22 protein-coding genes are annotated in these 19,301 nt (G+C 55.7%); 5 read left to right on the top strand and 17 right to left on the bottom strand.

Features of this window, described 5'->3' with window-relative positions:
• Positions 1 to 70: 70 nt before the first annotated feature.
• The 12 genes from atpE to argC form a co-directional block, all read right to left on the bottom strand.
• Entirely contained in the window at positions 71 to 298 is a 228-nt protein-coding gene (gene atpE / locus FHJ80_RS06345; RefSeq protein ID WP_007112217.1) for a F0F1 ATP synthase subunit C, read from the bottom strand.
• Positions 299 to 363: 65 nt separating this feature from the next.
• Positions 364 to 1,191, bottom strand: coding sequence for a F0F1 ATP synthase subunit A (gene atpB, locus FHJ80_RS06350; protein WP_058577370.1), 828 nt, complete (start codon positions 1,189 to 1,191; stop codon positions 364 to 366).
• Positions 1,192 to 1,207: 16 nt separating this feature from the next.
• Positions 1,208 to 1,600 (bottom strand): ATP synthase subunit I, encoded by a 393-nt coding sequence (locus tag FHJ80_RS06355; RefSeq protein ID WP_139526152.1) that lies wholly within the window; start codon positions 1,598 to 1,600, stop codon positions 1,208 to 1,210.
• A gap of 218 nt (positions 1,601 to 1,818) precedes the next feature.
• Complete coding sequence (locus FHJ80_RS06360) at positions 1,819 to 2,745, bottom strand: ParB/RepB/Spo0J family partition protein (protein ID WP_058577331.1); 927 nt, start codon at positions 2,743 to 2,745, stop codon at positions 1,819 to 1,821.
• Between the two features lie 55 nt (positions 2,746 to 2,800).
• Positions 2,801 to 3,568, bottom strand: coding sequence for a ParA family protein (locus FHJ80_RS06365; protein ID WP_058577330.1), 768 nt, complete (start codon positions 3,566 to 3,568; stop codon positions 2,801 to 2,803).
• Positions 3,568 to 4,233 carry a 16S rRNA (guanine(527)-N(7))-methyltransferase RsmG gene (rsmG, locus tag FHJ80_RS06370; protein WP_058577329.1) on the bottom strand — a complete coding sequence of 222 codons (666 nt, stop codon included), beginning with the start codon at positions 4,231 to 4,233 and terminating at the stop codon, positions 3,568 to 3,570. The genes FHJ80_RS06365 and rsmG overlap by 1 nt, the downstream gene beginning before the upstream one ends.
• Positions 4,230 to 6,134, bottom strand: a complete 1,905-nt coding sequence (mnmG, locus tag FHJ80_RS06375; RefSeq protein WP_139526153.1) for a tRNA uridine-5-carboxymethylaminomethyl(34) synthesis enzyme MnmG — start codon at positions 6,132 to 6,134, stop codon at positions 4,230 to 4,232. The genes rsmG and mnmG overlap by 4 nt, the downstream gene beginning before the upstream one ends.
• 576 nt (positions 6,135 to 6,710) lie before the next feature.
• Positions 6,711 to 7,469: an amino acid ABC transporter ATP-binding protein gene (locus tag FHJ80_RS06380; RefSeq protein WP_139526154.1), complete on the bottom strand. Its 759-nt coding sequence runs from the start codon at positions 7,467 to 7,469 to the stop codon at positions 6,711 to 6,713.
• Between the two features lie 10 nt (positions 7,470 to 7,479).
• The gene (locus FHJ80_RS06385; protein ID WP_058577326.1) at positions 7,480 to 8,151 is read right to left on the bottom strand and encodes an amino acid ABC transporter permease; all 672 of its coding nucleotides are present in this window, start codon (positions 8,149 to 8,151) and stop codon (positions 7,480 to 7,482) included.
• A gap of 106 nt (positions 8,152 to 8,257) precedes the next feature.
• Entirely contained in the window at positions 8,258 to 9,025 is a 768-nt protein-coding gene (locus tag FHJ80_RS06390) for a transporter substrate-binding domain-containing protein (RefSeq protein WP_058577325.1), read from the bottom strand.
• A gap of 148 nt (positions 9,026 to 9,173) precedes the next feature.
• The gene (gene erpA / locus FHJ80_RS06395) at positions 9,174 to 9,527 is read right to left on the bottom strand and encodes an iron-sulfur cluster insertion protein ErpA (RefSeq protein ID WP_058577324.1); all 354 of its coding nucleotides are present in this window, start codon (positions 9,525 to 9,527) and stop codon (positions 9,174 to 9,176) included.
• 213 nt (positions 9,528 to 9,740) lie between these two features.
• Positions 9,741 to 10,775, bottom strand: a complete 1,035-nt coding sequence (argC, locus tag FHJ80_RS06400) for an N-acetyl-gamma-glutamyl-phosphate reductase (protein ID WP_139526155.1) — start codon at positions 10,773 to 10,775, stop codon at positions 9,741 to 9,743.
• A gap of 170 nt (positions 10,776 to 10,945) precedes the next feature.
• Here argC and FHJ80_RS06405 point away from each other — a divergent pair, with 170 nt between their 5' ends.
• The 5 genes from FHJ80_RS06405 (at position 10,946) to FHJ80_RS06425 (ending at position 15,795) form a co-directional block, all read left to right on the top strand.
• The gene (locus FHJ80_RS06405; RefSeq protein ID WP_139526156.1) at positions 10,946 to 12,745 is read left to right on the top strand and encodes a chloride channel protein; all 1,800 of its coding nucleotides are present in this window, start codon (positions 10,946 to 10,948) and stop codon (positions 12,743 to 12,745) included.
• Positions 12,746 to 12,773: 28 nt separating this feature from the next.
• Positions 12,774 to 13,205: a protoporphyrinogen oxidase HemJ gene (gene hemJ / locus FHJ80_RS06410; RefSeq protein ID WP_058577321.1), complete on the top strand. Its 432-nt coding sequence runs from the start codon at positions 12,774 to 12,776 to the stop codon at positions 13,203 to 13,205.
• Positions 13,205 to 14,014 (top strand): hydroxymethylpyrimidine/phosphomethylpyrimidine kinase, encoded by an 810-nt coding sequence (locus tag FHJ80_RS06415; protein WP_139526157.1) that lies wholly within the window; start codon positions 13,205 to 13,207, stop codon positions 14,012 to 14,014. Before hemJ ends, FHJ80_RS06415 begins: the two co-directional genes overlap by 1 nt.
• Before the next feature lie 36 nt (positions 14,015 to 14,050).
• Entirely contained in the window at positions 14,051 to 15,331 is a 1,281-nt protein-coding gene (hemL, locus tag FHJ80_RS06420; protein WP_058577319.1) for a glutamate-1-semialdehyde 2,1-aminomutase, read from the top strand.
• 194 nt (positions 15,332 to 15,525) lie between these two features.
• Positions 15,526 to 15,795, top strand: coding sequence for a hypothetical protein (locus FHJ80_RS06425; protein ID WP_231125630.1), 270 nt, complete (start codon positions 15,526 to 15,528; stop codon positions 15,793 to 15,795).
• A gap of 57 nt (positions 15,796 to 15,852) precedes the next feature.
• Here FHJ80_RS06425 and FHJ80_RS06430 read toward each other — a convergent pair whose 3' ends face one another.
• From FHJ80_RS06430 to FHJ80_RS06450, 5 genes are all read right to left on the bottom strand, one after another.
• Positions 15,853 to 16,635, bottom strand: a complete 783-nt coding sequence (locus FHJ80_RS06430; protein WP_139526159.1) for a curlin subunit CsgB — start codon at positions 16,633 to 16,635, stop codon at positions 15,853 to 15,855.
• Between the two features lie 58 nt (positions 16,636 to 16,693).
• Positions 16,694 to 17,215 (bottom strand): hypothetical protein, encoded by a 522-nt coding sequence (locus FHJ80_RS06435; RefSeq protein WP_139526160.1) that lies wholly within the window; start codon positions 17,213 to 17,215, stop codon positions 16,694 to 16,696.
• Positions 17,216 to 17,452: 237 nt separating this feature from the next.
• Positions 17,453 to 18,283, bottom strand: coding sequence for a CsgG/HfaB family protein (locus FHJ80_RS06440; protein WP_139526161.1), 831 nt, complete (start codon positions 18,281 to 18,283; stop codon positions 17,453 to 17,455).
• A 79-nt stretch (positions 18,284 to 18,362) separates the two neighbouring features.
• Positions 18,363 to 18,791, bottom strand: coding sequence for a curli assembly protein CsgF (locus FHJ80_RS06445; RefSeq protein ID WP_139526162.1), 429 nt, complete (start codon positions 18,789 to 18,791; stop codon positions 18,363 to 18,365).
• A complete protein-coding gene (locus FHJ80_RS06450; protein ID WP_139526163.1) occupies positions 18,791 to 19,300 on the bottom strand; it encodes a CsgE family curli-type amyloid fiber assembly protein in 510 nt (169 codons plus the stop codon). The genes FHJ80_RS06445 and FHJ80_RS06450 overlap by 1 nt, the downstream gene beginning before the upstream one ends.
• Position 19,301: the final 1 nt, after the last annotated feature.

Consider the following 19,301-nt stretch of genomic DNA (forward strand, 5'->3'; position numbering starts at 1 on the left):
GTACCTCTGACAAGTTCGTGGCGACCGGAGTGAAACAAAACCGAGCGGATGACCGCTCGGTCAAGCTGCATTAACCGGCGACAACGAAGATCAGGTACATCGCGATACCAACACCGATCATCGGAACGGCGTCCAGCAGGCCGGCCATGATGAAGGTTTTGGTTTGCAGCTGGTCGCCCAGTTCCGGCTGACGCGCAGTCGACTCGAGCAGTTTGCCGCCCAGAAGAGCGAAGCCAATACCGGTAGCCAGTGCGCCCAGACCGATGATGATAGCAGCTGAGAGATAAACCATTTCCATGATGTTGCTCCTGAGTTTAAGTTTTGGTTAAGGGTTGAGGGTTAATGAAAACGTCGTTGCTTGGTTTAGTGGTGTTCGTGCGCCGCGCTGAGGTAAACCACCGACAGCGTGGTGAAAATGAAGGCCTGCAGCGTTACCACGAGGATGTGGAAGATGGCCCATGGCACGTCCAACAGCCAGATTGCCCAGAACGGTAGTAGCGCAATCAGGATAAAGATAACTTCACCGGCGAACATGTTACCGAACAGACGCAGGCCGAGACCCAGCGGCTTCACCAGCAGGCCAATCACTTCCAACACTAGGTTGAAGGGGATTAACGCCCAGTGATTGAACGGCGTTAGTGACAATTCTTTGGCGAAACCACCGGCACCTTTGACTTTGATGCTGTAGTAGATGATCAAACAGAACACGCCTAGCGCCATACCCAGCGTGGCATTGGGGTCCGTGGTCGGTACGATTTTCATGTACTCGACGCCCAGTCGCTTAAAGAGCTCGGGGCCATAGTCGACCGGGATGATCTTCAGCGTGTTCATGAGCAGAATCCACACGAACAGCGTGAGCGCTAGAGGCGCAATGATGGGGTTGCGGCCATGGAACGTGGCCCGCGTGAGGTTTTCGATGAACTCGACGACCATCTCAACGGCATTTTGCAGGCCGCTGGGAACGCCGGTGGTCGCCGCTTTACCGGCTTTACGGAAAATCCAGATGAACAGAAGGCCCATGGCGATGGACCAGCCCATGGTGTCCAAGTGAATGGCCCAAAAGCCCATTTCACGGGCTTCTTCGGCGGAGTGCGCCAGCGACCAGCCATTCTCTGGGTGTTTACCAAAGGTCAGGTTCTGCAAGTGGTGCTGGATATAGTAAGTCGATGAGACTTCGTTTCCTGCGGCCATAGACATGTCACCTCAATCAGTTGTGCGATTTCCCAGGCATTAGCCAAGGCGCAAGCCAATGCGTCAGAACAACCGCAACATAAGCACTAAAAAAGAAAGCGGGGTTTGAGGGGGGCACTACCACGAACAACAGCGCAAACAGCGCCACCGTCAAACCAAACTTGCCTGCCTCGGCACGAAACAGGTCCATTGCGCCCGATATTCGGCGCGTATTGCGAAAAATTCCTAACCGCTGTATGAAGAAAGCATGCGGTAGCAGTGCTACCAACGCTCCCGTTATGACCGACACGACCCCTGGCACCTGAGCAAAGGGGTAAACAAGCACTGCGCCGACTAGCATGACAACGAGCTGGGCGCAGATAAGTCGGACTACATAGGCTCGCCTGCGCTGGGTTTCAATTCGCTGCATATGCGTTCAACATCGTGCCTGTTAGCCAACGATTCCCCAGCGCGTTAAGCGGGTTGCTCACGGTGTCTTCTGGCATACCTATAAGCAACCTGCACAAATCTTGCGCGATTATAGGGAAGCGCTATCACACCTTCAACCGAAGTTGCACGGATTTCGCGCGTTTCAGCGCCGACTTGCGACCAAAGGGTGAAAAACTGGCCGCATCTTCCATTAGCCTGCTATTTAATATGCGCCAGGATTCCGTCCAACTCTTCGAGGCTAGTGTAGCGAATGGTGACCTTCCCCTTGCCCTTTTGGCCATGGTCGATCGACACCGGGGCACCCAGCAGTTCGCCTAAATGCGTCTCGAGCCGAGCAACGTCCGGTGTTTTGGAGACCTGCTTGGGAGATGAGGTAGACGCCTGTTGAGTCTGAACTTTTTTTACCAATGCCTCGGTGTCGCGCACCGTAAGATCTTTATTGACCACTTCGTGGGCCACCTGACGCTGCTGGGCACTGGACAGCGATAGCAGCGCTCGGGCGTGGCCCATATCGAGATCTCCCCGCTCCAGCAGTGTCTGCACTTCCGGGTCGAGGGCGAGCAGGCGCAGAAGATTGGCCACTTGGGTCCGGGATTTTCCTACTGCATCGGCGATCTGCTGCTGCGTTAGCTCGAATTCGTCGCCCAGGCGCTTCAAGGCCAATGACTCTTCGATCGCGTTGAGATTTTCCCGCTGAATGTTTTCGATCAGCGCCAGCGCCAGCGCTACCTCATCGCTAACGTGGCGAATGACGGCGGGAATGACGTCTAGCTCGGCCAACTGCGCCGCTCGCCAGCGCCGCTCACCGGCAATGATTTCGTAACGCTCTTGGCCAATGGGACGAACGACAATGGGTTGCATGACCCCTTGGGCGCGAATGGAGTCGGCAAGCTCTTCCAGCGCTTCGGGCTGAATGTCGCGGCGAGGTTGATACTTGCCACGTGTCAATTGACCCAGCGGCAGGCGCTCCAAACGTTCGGGGGCGTCATCCGACATGCCCTCGGGTAGGGACGCCTCAGCGTTGTCCAGCGTTGTCTCGCCGGTGAGATCCAAACTGTCACGACGACGGGCGCCCGCACCAATCAGGGCATCCAGGCCACGTCCTAGCGCGCGTTTACGCGTCATTCGCTTTCCCTCGTACTTTTTATGTTACGTACTGTTAACGCTACGGTAGCCACCGTTACAACGATAGGCGCCGAATCATCTCTTTGGCCAGCACGCGATAGGCTTGGCTACCCCGCGAGAAACGCGCATATTGGGTCACAGGAACACCATGGCTCGGCGCTTCAGCGACTTTGACGTTGCGCGGAATGGTCGTTTTGAGCAGCGCATCACCGAAAAAGTCGCGCAGTTGCTTATCCACTTCCCGAGTGAGGCTGGTGCGCTTGTCGTACATGGTGCGCAGAATGCCCGACACGGCAAGCTCGGGGTTCACACTTTGCTTGATCTGTTCCACGGTATCTAGCAATGCCGAGAGGCCTTCCAGCGCATAAAACTCGCACTGCAGCGGGATCAGCACGCCGTGGGCTGCCGTCAGAGCATTCACGGTCAGCATGTTCAGCGACGGGGGGCAGTCGATCAGCACCACGTCATAGTCGTTTGCAACGCTGGCGAGCGCTAGTGACAAGCGACTTTGGCGTTGGTCGCTATCCAGTAGTTCCACTTCTGCTGCGGTCAGGTCGCCGTTACCAGGGAGCACATCGTAGCGCACCGTCTGCCCGCGCACGATGACGTCACCGGCGGAGGCCTCGCCAAGCAGCACGTCGAGCACGCTTTTTTCAAGATCGTATTTATCGATCCCGCTGCCCATGCTGGCGTGTCCCTGGGGATCGAGATCCACCAACAGTACGCGGCGATCCAGAGCCGCCAGGCTCGCGGCCAGGTTAACGGCTGAAGTGGTCTTGCCCACGCCGCCTTTTTGGTTGGTCAGGGCAATGATCTGGCTCACTACGCAACTCCTTTTGGGGTCAGGATCAACAGCTGCCGCTCGGCGGTTTCGAAGGGTACATTCAACAAGTGGCGTTCACTCAGTGCAATGCCGTCGGGCAATTCACGCAGCTCATCATCGGCACCGGGACCTTTCATCGCTAGCCACTGACCGTCGGCGGCAGGCAGTGAATGGGTCAACGTCACGAAGTCGACCAGACTGGCAAACGCCCGCGAAATCACTTGATCGAACGATTGCCCGGTAAACTGCTCGACGCGGGCTTGGGTCGGGGTCACGTTCGTCAGTGACAGCTCCATCACTGCTTGACGCTGGAAACGTACTTTTTTGCCATTGCTATCCAACAGCGTTACCCGAAGCTCCGGGTTCATGATGGCCAGTACCAAGCCCGGCAGGCCTGGCCCCGCCCCTACGTCGAGAAGCTCAGGACCATGAACGTAGGGCGCCACGGCGGCGCTATCCAGCACATGGCGGGAGACCATCTCCTCGACATCGCGCACTGCAGTGAGGTTATAAGCCCGATTCCACTTGTGCAACAGCGCTAGTAATCCGAGCAGTTGCTCTCGTTGCGTCGTCGTCACGGATACGCCCAGGTCGGCCAGCCCCTGGTCCAACTTGGGCGCAACGCCGCTGGGCAGCAGATCGATCAATGGCTGCAGTGCGCTCATCCGTTGGCGACCTCGGTATGACTGACCAAACGGCGCTTTTTCAGGTGAATCAACAGAATCGATAGCGCCGCTGGCGTCACACCGGAAATACGTGCGGCTTGCGCGAGGGTTTCCGGGCGCGCAGCGCTGAGCTTTTGGCGGATCTCATGGGAGAGCCCTTCCACCGTCTGATAATCCAGTTCGGCGGGTAACGGGGTCGCTTCGTGGCGCTTCAGCTTATCGATTTCATCCTGCTGACGGTCGATATAGCCCTGATACTTGGCCTGAATCTGCACCTGCTCGGCGACCGCGTCGTCGTCGATATCGCCGCTCTCCATGCCAGGTAGCTCGGCGATATCGGCATAGGTTAGCTCGGGCCGCTTCAGTAGATCACTCAGATTGTACTCACGCGGCAGCGGTTTACCGGTCTTTTCGGCAATTTTCGCAGCGGCCGGGCTGTTGGGCTGTACCCAAGCAGTGGCCAGACGCGCCGTTTCACGCTCGATGGCGTCACGCTTTTGACTAAAGGCTGCCCAACGAGCATCGTCGACCAAACCCAAAATGCGGCCTTTCTCGGTCAAGCGCAGATCGGCATTGTCTTCACGCAGCAGCAAACGGTACTCCGCACGGGACGTGAACATACGGTAGGGCTCTTTGGTGCCCATGGTGATCAAGTCGTCTACCAGTACGCCCAAGTAAGCTTCATCACGGCGCGGGTACCACGCCTCGAGCTGCTTGGCGCGGCGAGCGGCGTTCAAGCCCGCCAAAAGACCTTGCGCACCGGCTTCTTCGTAACCGGTGGTACCGTTGATCTGTCCGGCAAAAAACAGGTTGTGGATAAATTTCGTTTCCAGGGAGTGTCTCAAATCCCGTGGATCGAAGAAATCGTACTCGATGGCGTAACCAGGACGCGTGATGTGCGCGTTTTCGAGCCCTTTGATCGAGCGCACCACCTGCAACTGCACGTCGAAAGGCAGCGAGGTCGAGATGCCGTTGGGGTAGAGCTCGTGGGTATCCAAGCCTTCCGGTTCGATGAATACCTGATGGCTCGATTTGTCGGCAAAGCGGTGCACTTTGTCTTCGATCGACGGACAGTAGCGAGGCCCGATGCCCTCGATCACGCCGGAGTACATCGGCGAGCGATCCAGGTTACCCAAGATGATCTCGTGGGTGCGCTCGTTGGTGTGTGCGATATGGCAGCTCATCTGCCGGGGATGCATGTCGCGGGAGCCAAGGTAGGACATCACCGGCGTTGGCGTATCGCCTGGCTGCTCTTCCAATTGGGAAAAATCGACGGTCTTGGCGTCGATACGCGGCGGCGTACCGGTTTTGAGCCGGTCAACGTGAAATGGCAGTGCCCGCAGTCGTTCAGCCAGTGCGTTGGAAGGCGGATCACCGGCGCGGCCGCCGCGGCTTTGATCGAGTCCAATGTGAATAACCCCACCCAGGAAGGTGCCGGTCGAGAGCACGACGGATTCTGCGTGGAAGCGAATGCCCGTCTCGGTCACGACGCCACGCACGGTGTCGTTATCCACAATGAGATCGCCAGCCGCCTGCTGAAAAATCGTCAGGTTGGGTTGGTTTTCCAACATGCCGCGAATGGCGGCTTTGTAGCGGACGCGATCAGCCTGGGCACGAGTTGCGCGTACCGCGGGCCCTTTACGTGCATTGAGCACGCGAAACTGGATGCCGCCTAAATCCGTGGCTAGCCCCATTGCACCGCCGAGCGCATCGATTTCTTTGACCAAATGACTTTTGCCAATGCCACCGATGGCCGGGTTGCACGACATTTGGCCGAGCGTCTCGATGTTGTGGGTCAGCAATAGGGTTTGACAGCCCATACGAGCAGAGGCCAGTGCGGCTTCGGTTCCCGCATGGCCACCGCCGATGACAATCACGTCAAAGCGGTCGGGGTAATTCAAGAGACACCTCGTCTTGCGCCTATTGGCACGATGATGTGGTCAGCGATTCGCCGCTGATGAAATTAGCCCGCCAGTATAAACCTCCTGTGGGTAACCGTCAGGTTTTTCCACACCCCGTATGCAACGCAGTGTCGTTATTAATAACAAAATAAAAATATATAAGAGAAGTTCTGTTGATGTTGTAACTACTGGTGTGGACAAAATCTGTTGATAAGTCAATATTCTCTATATTTTTTATAATCTTATATTGTTGACCTTTACGTGATTAAAGGGCGGAGTGCCTGCGTAGAAGCGGTGGTGGAGCTGTGGATGAAACATCGACTTACCCACAGCGCTGCTTGACAACGGGTTATCCACCTATGGATACCGTGCTTGTTACCGTACCTGTGAACAAGCCGGTCGATACGGCCGTATCGCTTGGAGAGCTGCTCATGCTGGGGGCCGTAGCGCTACGGCGGGACGCGTGTAAAAAATAGTATCCACAGGCAAAAAAATGGCCTGTCAGGAAGACAGGCCATCGGGTGAGTCGCTTTTTGTGCTTTGGTCGCCCTTAACAGAGCGGAGATCAAGTGCGTATCAGTGCTTGAGTACGCGCGCCAAAAACGATTGGGTGCGCTCGTGTCGAGGCGCATCAAAGAGTTGCTCGGGTGGGCCTTGTTCGGCAATTTCGCCCTTATGGATAAAGATGATGCGGTCGGCTACCTCACGGGCAAAGCCCATTTCGTGGGTCACGATCACCATGGTCATGCCCTCCTTAGCTAGCTCTCGCATGGCATCCAGCACTTCACCAATCATCTCGGGATCGAGCGCCGACGTTGGCTCGTCGAACAGCATCAGGCGCGGCTCCATCGCCAACGCACGCGCCAGCGCCACACGCTGCTGCTGGCCGCCGGAGAGCTGGCTGGGATACTTGTTGGCCTGATCGGCAATGCCGACGCGCTCCAGCAGCCGCTTGGCGGTCTCTTCGGCGTCTTGGCGGCTCCAGCCGCGGACCTTCATGGGTGCCAGCGTAATGTTGTCGAGCACGCTCAGATGGGGAAAGAGATTGAACTGCTGGAACACCATGCCCACTTCGGTACGGATGGTTTGCAGCGCCTGGCTGCTTTTACCGTTGGGCAACAGCGTGTTGCCGTCGACCTCTAAACTACCTGACTGAAACTCTTCCAAACCGTTGATACAGCGGATCAACGTGGACTTGCCGGAACCACTGGCTCCGATGACCACGACGACCTCACCCGGGACGATGTCCAGGTCGATATCCTTGAGAACGTGCAGACTGCCAAAGTGCTTGTGGAGCTTTTGCATACGCACAATGGGCGTTTGAGTAGAAGTCATCGTGCGCTCCTTATTGTCCGGCGAGGCCACGGCGCTCTAGTTGACGCAGCACCAGGGAAAGGGTCCAGGTAATGGCGAGATACATCAGCGCCACCATGAAATAGACCTCCAACGCGGTGAAGGTGGTCGCGATATAGATCTGTCCTTGGCGGACTAGCTCACTCACTCCGATGACGGAGAAGAGCGAGGTGTCTTTGATACTGATGATGCCCTGATTGCCGAGCGGCGGAATCATGCGGCGCAGTGCCTGAGGCCAGATGACATAGCGGAAGGCCTGTACCCTAGAGAGGCCAAGCGAAAGCGATGCTTCTCGCTGGCCGCGTTCGATGGATTGCACGCCGCCGCGCACGATCTCGGAGATATAAGCCCCAGAGTTGACGGCAATGGCGGCAATGCCCGCGACCAGGGCGTTGATGGGCCCACCCAGCAGTTGCGGCAAGCCGTAAAAGATGAAAAGCACCTGGACCAAGATGGGGGTGCCGCGGAATACCTCGACGTATACGATGGCAGGCCAGCGTAACCAGCGCACGGGACTAATGCGCAGCAGGCCGAAGAAAATACCGATGAAAAAGCCAATCGCTAGACCGCCAAAGGAGATCAGTAGCGTCCAGGGAATACCGGGTAATAAATAGGGGATCGAGCTAAACGCAGCCGACCAGTCGAACTGAAAGTTAACGTCCACGCGTTATCTCCAGGTAAAGAAAACAACGACACAGGGCCGGGGGAAATGGCCGCCCGGCCCTGTGGTGAGAATCGCTTCAAGCGTTGGCGATGAGCTATTGCGCGATTTAGTCAGCGCTAGGGGCTTCACCGAACCATTTGGTGTAGATCTCGTCGTAGGTGCCATCTTCACGCATAGCGGCTAGTGCCTCATTGGTCGGCTCTACCCACTCGCTGCCTTTGTGGAAGACGATGCCGTACTGCTGACCTTCGTATAGCGGGCCGACGACCTTAGTACGTCCCTCACCACGGGTTTGTGAGAAGTAAGCTACGTTGGGCGCATCGTAAAGTACGGCATCGACGTTACGGCCCAGCAGTGCCATGTACATATCGGCGGTACCGGGATAGGGCGTGATGTCGGCGTTCTCGCCTAGCTCTTGTTGTAGGAAGTCGTAGCTGGTAGAGCCGATTTTAGTGGCCACTGACAGCCCTTCGAGATCCTCGATGGAGGAGACCTCTTCGTTGTCGGCGCGTACGATGATTTGCAGACCGGAGTCGTAGTAGGGATCGGAGAAGTCGACGACTTGAGCGCGCTCTTCAGTGATAGTGGTGCCCGCAATGGCGATTTCTTGACTGCCGGTTTGCACCGCAGGAATGATGCCCGAGAACTCCATGGTGGTGAGATTGACTTCGAAGCCAGCGCGCTCGGCCACTTCGTTGATGATGTCCATGTCGAAGCCGATCATTTCACCGGTATCGGGGTCGAGCATTTCGAAAGGCACAAAGCTTGGGTCAGTGGCCACGTTGACGGTAGGCGTTTGCGCAAACGCAGTGGTACTGCCCAAGCCCAGTGTAATGGCCGTGGCGATCGCAGAGGTAGTGAATAGGTGTTTCATTAGTTTCCCCATGTTTTATGTGGTTAGCCACGCAATTTATAGAATTTTTTTTCTTATAAATCGGCTAGGCAACCGTTATTGACCTTTCAACCTTGGCGAGAAACCGCCAAGGCGTCAAGTCATGGGGAGCGGTTGTCACCAACGCTGGTCACACCATAAACGAGGCGCCACACCCGCAAGTGGTGGTGGCATTGGGGTTTTGGACACGAAAACGCGCACCCGCCAGGCCCTCTTCATAATCGACCGTGGAGCCGACCAAGTACTGGTAGGAGAGCGGGTCGACGACCAGCGTGGCGTCGCCAAACTCGATCAGCGTGTCGTCGTCGGCAACGCTATCCGCGAAGTCGAAACCGTACTGAAAACCCGAGCAGCCGCCACCGGTGACGTAGACGCGCAGTTTTAGTGCCGGGTTACTCTCTTCGGCCATCAACGCTTTGATACGTTTGCGTGCGCTGTCCGACAGTAACAGGGGGGTTGGAACAAAAGCTTCTGCACCGCTCATGGGTACCTCCCGCGAGCTTTAAAAACGAATAATCCGCAATGAGGGACGATTATGGGTAATTCCCAGCAAATTGGTCAACTATTGCATCGGCATATCAAGCAGAGGGCAGCTCGCCGAGGAGGCGCTGTGAATCCTTCCATGGAAGCTACATTTGCCCCTTGGCAAATGACCTCCTCTCTGAGCTGCCCTCTGCATGCTGGTTTTGCGAGTTGTTTAAGGCATCAGCGCAGGAGCGTTCAGGCCCATGTGTTCGTCGAAGCCAAACATCAGGTTGAGGTTTTGGATGGCTTGACCCGAGGCACCCTTCACGAGGTTATCGATGACCGACAGGACCACGACCGTATTGCCGTCATTCGGGCGGTGGACGGCGATCCGGCAGGTATTGTTGCCTTTGACACTGCGGGTTTCCGGATGGCTACCGGCAGGCATCACGTCGACGAACGGCTCATTGGCGTAGCGTTGCTCGAACAGTGCCTGTAGATCCTCTGGCTCGGCGGTGAGCGTGCCATAGAGCGTGGCGTGAATGCCGCGGATCATGGGCGTTAGATGAGGAACGAAGGTCAATCCCACCGGGTGGGACTGCATGTCGCTCAAGCCTTGACGGATTTCCGGCAGGTGCCGGTGGCCGCTCGCGCCGTAGGCTTTCATGGACTCACTGGCCTCGGCCAGTAGCGAGCCGACCTTGGCACCGCGACCAGCGCCGGTTACGCCGGATTTACAGTCGGCAATCAGCTGGCTCGGATCGATCAAGCCAGCCTCCAATAGCGGTAAGTAACCAAGCTGAACCGCCGTGGGATAGCAGCCGGGCACCGCGATCAGGCGCGCTGTCTTGATCTTTTCGCGATGCATTTCAGGGAGGCCGTAGACGGCTTCTTCGAGCAGTTCGGGCGCGCCGTGGGGTTGGTCGTACCAGCGGCTCCACTCGTCGGCATCGCGCAGCCGGAAGTCGGCGGAGAGATCGATCACCCGAGTGCCGTTGGCCAGCAGCTCGCCGGCAAGCGCGTGAGCAACGCCATGGGGCGTGGCGAAAAAGACCGCATCCATCGCGCCCAGCGCCTGAGCGTCGGGTTCGCTAAACGCCAAGGTGTCATAGTGGCCGCGCAAATTAGGGTACATGTCGCACACTTTTACGCCCGTCTCCGAGCGCGAGGTAATGGCCTTGACGTTTACCTGAGGGTGCTGAGCCAGCAGTCTGAGAAGTTCGACGCCGGTATAACCGGTGCCGCCCACGATGCCAACGTTTATCACAAACCACTCCTTGTGCGCTTCGCGCAATCGACGCTTGAATAATTAACAGCCTAATGAGTGTGACCAGGCTGTCGAAGTGTATCCAGCTATGATACACAAGAGAGGCAGCGCTTGAGAGCGCTGCACAGCACGAGACAATGAAACGAACAACAAACGCAAGGACGGACGTTGTGGCACGTTTTTCTCGGTCAGACTTCACCCTAGAGAGCTTTCGCCGCCAATTGGCGAACGTGGATGCGTTGCCGCAGCTATGTGTGCTGGGGCTGGTGTCCGGGGTGATTACCGGGGCGGTGATGGTGGCGTTTCGCCTGCTGCTGGAAGCGGGGGCGGCGCTCTACATGCCGGACGGTGATCCGGAAGCCTTCGAAGGGTTGACGCCTTGGCTAAGAGCACTTCTGCCGATCATGGCCGTCACGTTGATTGGTCTGTTGCTCTATCGGCAGCGGTCTACCGCACGCAAACTCGGCGTCAGCCATGTGATCGAGCGACTGACCTATCATCAGGGTCGCTTCCCGCTGCGCAACTGGCTGAATCAATGGTGGGTGGGTGTGGTTTCGGTGCTTGGTGGTTTGTCCGCCGGGCGCGAAGGCCCGGCGATCCACTTGGGCGCGGCGGCGTCCAGCGGGTTAGGGCTTAAGCTGCGGCTGCCCAATAATAGCTTGCGGGTGTTGGTGGCTTGCGGCACGGCGGCGGGTATTTCCGCTTCGTTCAATACGCCCATTGCGGGGGTCATCTTTGCCATGGAAGTGGTGATGATGGAGTACACCCTGATGAGCTTCATGCCGGTGATCCTGGCCTCCACCATGGGCGCGCTGGTGGCGCAGGTGATGTATGGCAACGAGCCTGCGTTTCGCATTCCCGAGGTGGCGTTAGGCTCGCTGATGAATCTGCCCTGGATCGTGGTGATTGGCTTGGTCATAGGTTTGATGGCAGGGCTCTTCATCCATATTTCACGAAGTCAGCGCCTACAAACCCTGCCGCTGTGGTTGAGATTGGGCGTCGTGGGTGTCGGCACCGGGGTATTGGCGTGGTGGTTTCCGGAGATTCAAGGAATTGGCTATGACAGTGTCGCCGCGGCACTGAATAATCAGTTGGCTATCAACGTTCTGCTGGCGCTGATGGTGGCCAAACTGTTGATCACGGCGATAACCGTCGCAGGCGGTGTGCCGATTGGTATTATTGGCCCGGTACTGGTGGCGGGGGCAGCCACTGGGGCCCTGGGTGGCATGCTCGGCGGCTGGCTATGGCCCGAGAAAGCCGCTGACCCGGGCATTTACGCCATGCTCGGCATGGCAGCGATGATGGGGGCTGTTCTACAGGCGCCTCTCGCGGCGCTGATGGCGCTACTAGAGCTGACGCATACCCCCAATATCATGTTGCCGGGAATGCTGGTCGTGGTGGTGGCCTGCTTGACGTCGCGCCAGCTGACGGGCTGTGAAGGTTTCTTCATTAGCTCGGTACGCTACGGGTTACACCCCCTTCAGCAGCCGCTGATGCAGGCGCTTTCCCGGGTCTCAGTCCCAGCGGTCATGGAGCGTCGCTTAGTGCGCACTGAACGAATGATCACACCTGACCAAGCCCGCCGCTTGCTGGAAACCAACCCCATGTGGCTGGTGATCGAGCGCTCCAGTGATGACAAGCCCGTGCTGGCGCTGAAGGCGGCAGAGCTTGCTCGCTGGCTCTTGGAGCATGACGAAGCGCTCAATGGCGAAGCACCGCCGGAAGATGAGTTGGTGGATCTCTTGGAGATTCCCGGCCAACGGTTGGAAATGGCCCCGATTGGGCTACAGGCCACACTATCCGAGGCGTTTTTGAAGCTTCAAGACAGCGCGCTTGGGGCACTGTACGTCGTACATGGCTACCGACCAAAGCAGCAGCGAATTTCAGGTATCATTACTCGTGGCGCGATCGAGCGTTATTACCACTACACTGACGCTCGACAGCCGGATGTCCGTGATACTGATCCCTAATAAAGAGCCCACCGCCTAAGGAGAGACCATGTACGAATGGGTAAAGGCCATTCATTTGATGGCCGTTGTGACCTGGTTTGCCGCACTGTTCTATTTGCCAAGACTGTACGTGTACCACGCCATGGCACGCGACAAAGGCGATGAGCAAGCGATCACTTACTTCAAGACCATGGAGCGCAAACTCTATCGTGGCATCATGACGCCATCGATGATCCTGGTGCTGATTTTTGGGGGCTGGATGCTCTATTTGGTGCCCGCATGGTTTAGCCAAGGCTGGATGCATGCCAAGCTCACGCTCGTGGCGCTGCTGATTGCCTATCACCACGTTTGCTTGATTTATTTAAAACAGTTCGATCAGTCGCGCTGCACCAAGAGCCATGTCTTCTTTCGCTGGTTCAATGAAGCCCCGGTGATTGCACTGGTCGCGATTATTTTACTGGCGGTAGTGAAGCCCTTTTGATGCGTCGTCCCCTTCCCCCTGTCGTCTTAGTGTTAGCAGGCCATGATCCAACGGGCGGTGCCGGGCTGATGGCCGATAGCGAAGCCGTCGCCGCCTGTGGCGGGTGGGCCGTCACCATCCCCACGGCGCTGACTGTACAAAATTGTCATAACGTGTCCCGCGTGATGCCCGCTGACCCTGGGTCCATGCGGCAAATGGCCGAAGCCGTCAGTGACATGCAGATTGCGGCGATCAAGCTGGGGCTGCTGGCAGACGAGGCCACGCTGCGCGCTGCCGAGCAGATCATTCGCCGTTTTCCTGGCGTGCCGGTGGTGGCCGATCCGGTGCTGAAAGCAGGAGGGGGCGCTGTGTTATCCACAGCCGCTTTACAGACGCTTTACCGAGACCGGCTGTTGCCGCTTGTGGATATCTTGACGCCGAACCGCTTTGAGTTGGCGGCGCTGACACCGGAAATTCTAGAGTCCCATGACGACACTGCCCGGGCGGTGTCACTGCTGTCACAAGGTTGCCAAGCGGTGCTGGTGACGGCAACGGATGACCCCTTACCCGGTTCAGCCGAGCAGGTGGTGCATACGCTGCACTCGCCCGATACCACTCGCCAGTGGCAATGGCCGCGCTTACCTGACGTCTTTCATGGTTCTGGCTGTACGCTCGCGTCTGCCCTAGCAGCCCGATTAGCGGTTGGTGAGCGCTTACCAACTGCCTGTGAACAGGCCCAGCACTTTACCTGGGAGAGCTTGTCTCACGGCTACCAGCCCCCGAGTGGCCAATGCTTGCCGAATCGCTTGCCACGTCCCGTGCGCTTTTGATCTCATTGGTAGTAAGTCATTTATACAGAGGATGCCATGACCACATCTGCTGAACTGTTCGACCTCGCGAGTCGCCATATCCCTGGGGGCGTGAACTCTCCCGTCCGTGCCTTCAAAGGGTTGCACCGCCCACCGGTCTTCATGGAACGTGCGCAGGGCGCTTACCTCTTCGATGTCGAGGGCAACCGCTACGTCGATTACATCGGCTCCTGGGGACCGATGATTACCGGTCACGCCGATCAAGACGTATTGGCGGCCGTACGTGCGCGGTTGGATAATGGGCTCTCGTTCGGTACCCCCACGGCCGTGGAAACCACCATGGCAGACCTGATCTGCGACATGATTCCCTCCATGGAAATGGTACGCATGACCAGTTCGGGCACGGAAGCCACCATGTCAGCGATTCGGCTGGCGCGGGGCACCACGGGACGGGATAAGATCGTCAAATTCGAGGGTAACTACCACGGCCACTCGGACTCCCTACTGGTGAAAGCGGGCTCCGGTGCATTGACCCACGGCGAGCCCAGCTCACCGGGCGTTCCGGCGTCGTTGGCCGAACACACCATTACACTCTCCTATAACGACCCGGAGGGGGTGGAAGCGTGCTTTGCCGAGATCGGTGAGCAAATTGCCTGCATCATCGTCGAGCCGGTGGCGGGCAATATGAACTGCATTCCCCCTCAGCCAGGTTTCTTGGAAACCTTGCGCCATGTCTGTAACGAGTACGGTAGTATTCTGATTTTCGATGAGGTGATGACGGGTTTCCGCGTAGCGTTGGGCGGAGCCCAGGCGTACTACGGTGTCACGCCGGATTTGACCTGCTTGGGTAAGATCGTCGGCGGTGGTATGCCGGTCGGTGCGTTTGGCGGCAAGCGCGACATCATGCAGAACATCTCGCCGCTGGGGCCGGTGTATCAAGCGGGCACGCTGTCGGGGAACCCGCTGGCCATGGCCGCCGGGGTGGCACTACTCACCAAGCTGCAGGTGCCGGGCTTCCACGATGCCTTGAGCCAGCGTGTACAAACGCTGTGTAACGGTCTACAAGAGCGCGCCAATGCAGCTCGCGTGCCGATGATGACGCAATCCGCAGGCGGCATGTTCGGTGTGTTCTTCACCTCACAATCCCGTGTGGATAACTTTGCTCAAGCCACGGCGTGTAACCCCGATGCTTTTCGTCGCTTCTTTGGCGCGATGCTGGATCATGGCGTGTACCTTGCGCCTTCTGCCTATGAAGCCGGCTTTATGTCTAGCGCACACACGCCCGAGGATATCCAGCTCACGCTGGATGCGGCCGAGAAAGCCTTTGCCGTTATGTAACGTTAAGTAACTATCTGGCCAAGTGCCTGCTACACTGCAAGAGCCGCTCTTATCGAGCGGCTCTTGTGGTTACCGAGGTAGCTAACATGAAACGATTATCGGCTTGGCACGCGTCACGACGATACGGTGCGTGGTTGACCACCGTTCTTACCCTTGGCTTGTCTTTCCCAGGGCTAGCCGCACAGGAGCAGGATATGACCCAAATCCACATCACCATGAGCGGCTCTCCCGGCGCTGAGTTTTCGGCCGAGTGGCGCATTACCCAGGACGGCGACACCATCGAACATCCTGAAACTCGAGGCACGGTGCCCGCAGAGTTCACCTTCGAAGGAGATACCCTAGAAGGTACCGTTAAACTCCTGAGCGACGATGAGCGGTTGGAAGTCGATATCGTCAAAGGCAGCAACCGTTCGCGCTCTTCTACCCAAGGCAAAGGCGGGACGCTGACGGTGGTGGTACGTTAGGTGACAGCACAAAAAAACCGCCCCCGGAAGGGGCGGTTTTGACGACAAGGCCAAATGTTAGTTGCCTTGACTGACCACGTTATAGTTGCCACTACCAGTGGTTAAGATTTGCGAGAAGTGCTGTCCAGCCCCCCCGAACGCACCACTTTGGTTTACAAAATGGGTGTTGCCATTGCCATTGGTACTGATGAAGGAGTCATGCCCGTAACCCGTTTGGGTCACCGCTGCATAGTTAAAGTCGCCGTCGAGGATGATGTCGCTGTCAAGCTCATCACCTGTTTGGGTGGTATATGTCCGGTTAAAGCTACCGTCAGCATTCACGTAGCTATCGTTTAGCTCGCCGTCCTGGACGACATTCGACTCGTTGAACCAACCTTCCTGTTGTACCCAAGAGTCGTTTAGTCGGCCCTCTTGCATTACATTAGCCATATTAAATCGACCTTCTTGAACAACAATGGAATCGTTGGTAATGCCCTCTTGAGTTACATAGGCGGTATTTTTAAAGCCGTCTTGATCAATGCTGGAGTAGTTATTGCCTGGTGAAGTAAGGGCCTGACCTACAACATCGTCTTGAGTGACGTTGGCTTTGTTTGAAGTACCCTCTTGCTTGATGCGAGAGTCTTGTGTACCCCATTGTGTTACGGATGTACTGTTAAAATTACCATTTTGCTCGATTTGTGAGTCACTACCCACGGCGCTACCGTTGTAGAGAGAACCACCCATGCTGTCGATATCGGCACGCGAGCCGTTGAACTGCCAGCTCGGTGCAGTTTGAGCCATTGCAGCAGCGCTCATGGTCAGAGCAACGGCAGCAGCGATAGTGGTCATTTGAGTTTTCATGGTTACATCCCCTTTATGATGCTCTTACTTTAGTTATTACTGAGGCCGTATCGACTGCTCAGTAGGTGTCGACGGTGACTGGGCGCGCATTGCCTGAGTAGGCGCGTTGTTCGACGCTAATGCTGCGATAGCCACTCCCCGATTGAGAGACTTGAACATCGCTACGTTGGCCCAACTGAGTCACGTAGGTTTCAAGCGGTTGATCGTTGCCTGTCTGGATGACATTAGCGGTGTGATAATTGCCCTTTTGCAAAATGACACCTGCATTATTGCCACCCACTTGTTCGATATTGGCGTTATTCCAATCTCCTCGCTGGCTAATGCGAGAGAAGTTACCTGTTTGATAACTCGCAGAATACGACTGGGTTACGTTCGTACGATTGTTGTTACCAATCTGTTGGATAATGCTGAAGTTACCTTGATAGCTCTGCGCATTGGTATCGTTGAAATACTGCTCAATGCGATGGCTAAAAGAGTCTGCAAAGGTAGGTAATGAAACTGCAGAAGCAATCAAGCAAGCAGCAATAGGTGTCGCTAAGCGAAATGTTGCAGTGCTTTGCTTCGAATCGTTAGGTTTCATTTTTATTCCCTCTGCAACAATTTGTATCTTTTTGTATTTCATGCGTTGAGTTTGGCTGATTTATATTTTGACGCCATAAGTAAAAAATGTATGTTGCAGGCGATTTTTTTAGTTAAATCGAGAAAGAATAGTATGAGAAAACTCATACTTTTATTGGCATATAAAAACGGCTTTGCGTGGTGGCAAAGCCGTCAATAGTTTTATATTGCGTTTCTTTGGTGATAAGTTCAGTAATTCTTATAAAAGCGGCGTGGGGGCATTTAAATAATCGGCCAATACTGAGTTTTGCAAGCTAGCCCCGTTCGATAAATTCCATAGGTTATTCTCTACGCCTCGAGCAATTAAGTGGATAACGGCAGATTCTATGGCTGACATGACGGCAAGCTGGACAGGTTCATTGGTCGTAATGCCGGCTTCCGCTTCCAGGAGCCGCCTAAAATCAATAAAGCGATACACTCCTGCCCGAAGCTCTTTAGAGTAAATGGTTTTGGTCGTCGTCACGTTAGCCAGTATTTCGCCTGTGGATATCTCGACGGCTCGTAAATTGACCGTTACCTGATCCACCTGATACTGCCCTGATGCTCCAATGCCGAAATATTCTGCACCCGCACCACCGGTTCTGACGTTGGACTCATAAGCAATGATGCCTCCTTCAAGCATGACCGATGCTGCTCTTAACGAGGGCAAAGTATCGGGTTGATTAAAGCGCTCAAATTCAGCACGAATGATACGTCGCTCGGTCAGCAGATTTTGCAGCCCCACGCGCTCCAAAGGGATAAACCAACCAGAGTCAGCTAATGCGCCTGTCAACATCGCTGCGGCACCTTGTGTCACGGCGGTGGAAAAAGTACTGGCTGGAGCAGGGCGGTACTGACCCGTTTGGTCTCGAAAATCATACACAGAGACGAAGATTTTCCCTGCCGGTGGAGGTAACGAGACTAAATCTTGATAGGTCGCTCCACGGGGCGTCAGGGTTGCCTGTGCACCCTCTAGATTTTCGGACGTAGCCACCATCCCCGCGCACCCACTTAGGAGACTGACCATTATAATTGAAGCGATGATTTTCATGTTGATCCCCTGGCGACACTTATAGCGTCAGTGTTCGGTTGTTAAACCGTTTTGATTTTCTTAAGTGCCTGTTTTGTTGTTAAGGATTAAATAATCCACCCACGCTAATGTTGGTGACATCCCCTGTTACTTTATCAACTACTCTTACAATAAGCTGTCCACCTTCATCGCGTACAACGACACTGAATTCTCCACTATCGAAAGAGCCTTCACCAATTTCGCCAGCGCCTACATCGCTAATGAGCTGCGAGATGAGTCTGCTTTCAAGACTTTGAATAAGCCGCTCAGTAGAGGATAGAGGTTCGATGCTTCTTGCATTAGGGTCGCTATTGGTGTCCTGTGATTGTGCCTTTCCTAGCAAATAGCTACCCATGAAGGGGTCACCGCCAAAAGATGGGTTGAGAGGCTCGTAAATAAGTTCTCCAGCGGTGCTTTTAAGAGAGAGCGACGCTGCCAAACCAGATATTATCAAGGCACTCAATGTGCTTTTTTTAAGGTTAGCACTCATTAGTTTAACTCCTCTTTTCCTAGGTCTTTGTCTGAGGTAAGCGCTGCCGTGAGCTGCTGTTGCAGAAGCGCTTCTTGGACAACTTGTACAGCTTCTCCTGCGACGCGATCAGCCTCGCTAATACGAGGAGAGAGCTGGGTTCTGAAGTACATTTTATTGCCTTCCATTATCCATAGTTGGCTACCCCAGCGTGCATCGGGGCGTTCCTGTATGGTGAGTGTTGCGTTCCCTATAATGCGGTTGTCCATGGCAAGTTGACTAAATGCACGATAAAAGGTCTTACCTGCCATTGTGATCGTGCGATCCACCATGATGCCGGTCAGCTCACTGCTGCCATGCAGACGGTTCTGTATTTCTGGGCCATCAGGGCTTGATAGCTGGTTAATGTCATCAACAGCTTGGGTATCGCTAACAGACTCTTCCTCGCTAGCGTTAGCACTACCCATTAGGAGTACAAAAAAAAGTAATCCTAATACGTTGGCTGAATGACTTAGGAGGGTTTTTAACATG

The organism is Halomonas sp. BL6, assembly GCF_006228115.1.
In the GTDB taxonomy this organism is placed as follows: domain Bacteria; phylum Pseudomonadota; class Gammaproteobacteria; order Pseudomonadales; family Halomonadaceae; genus Vreelandella; species Vreelandella piezotolerans.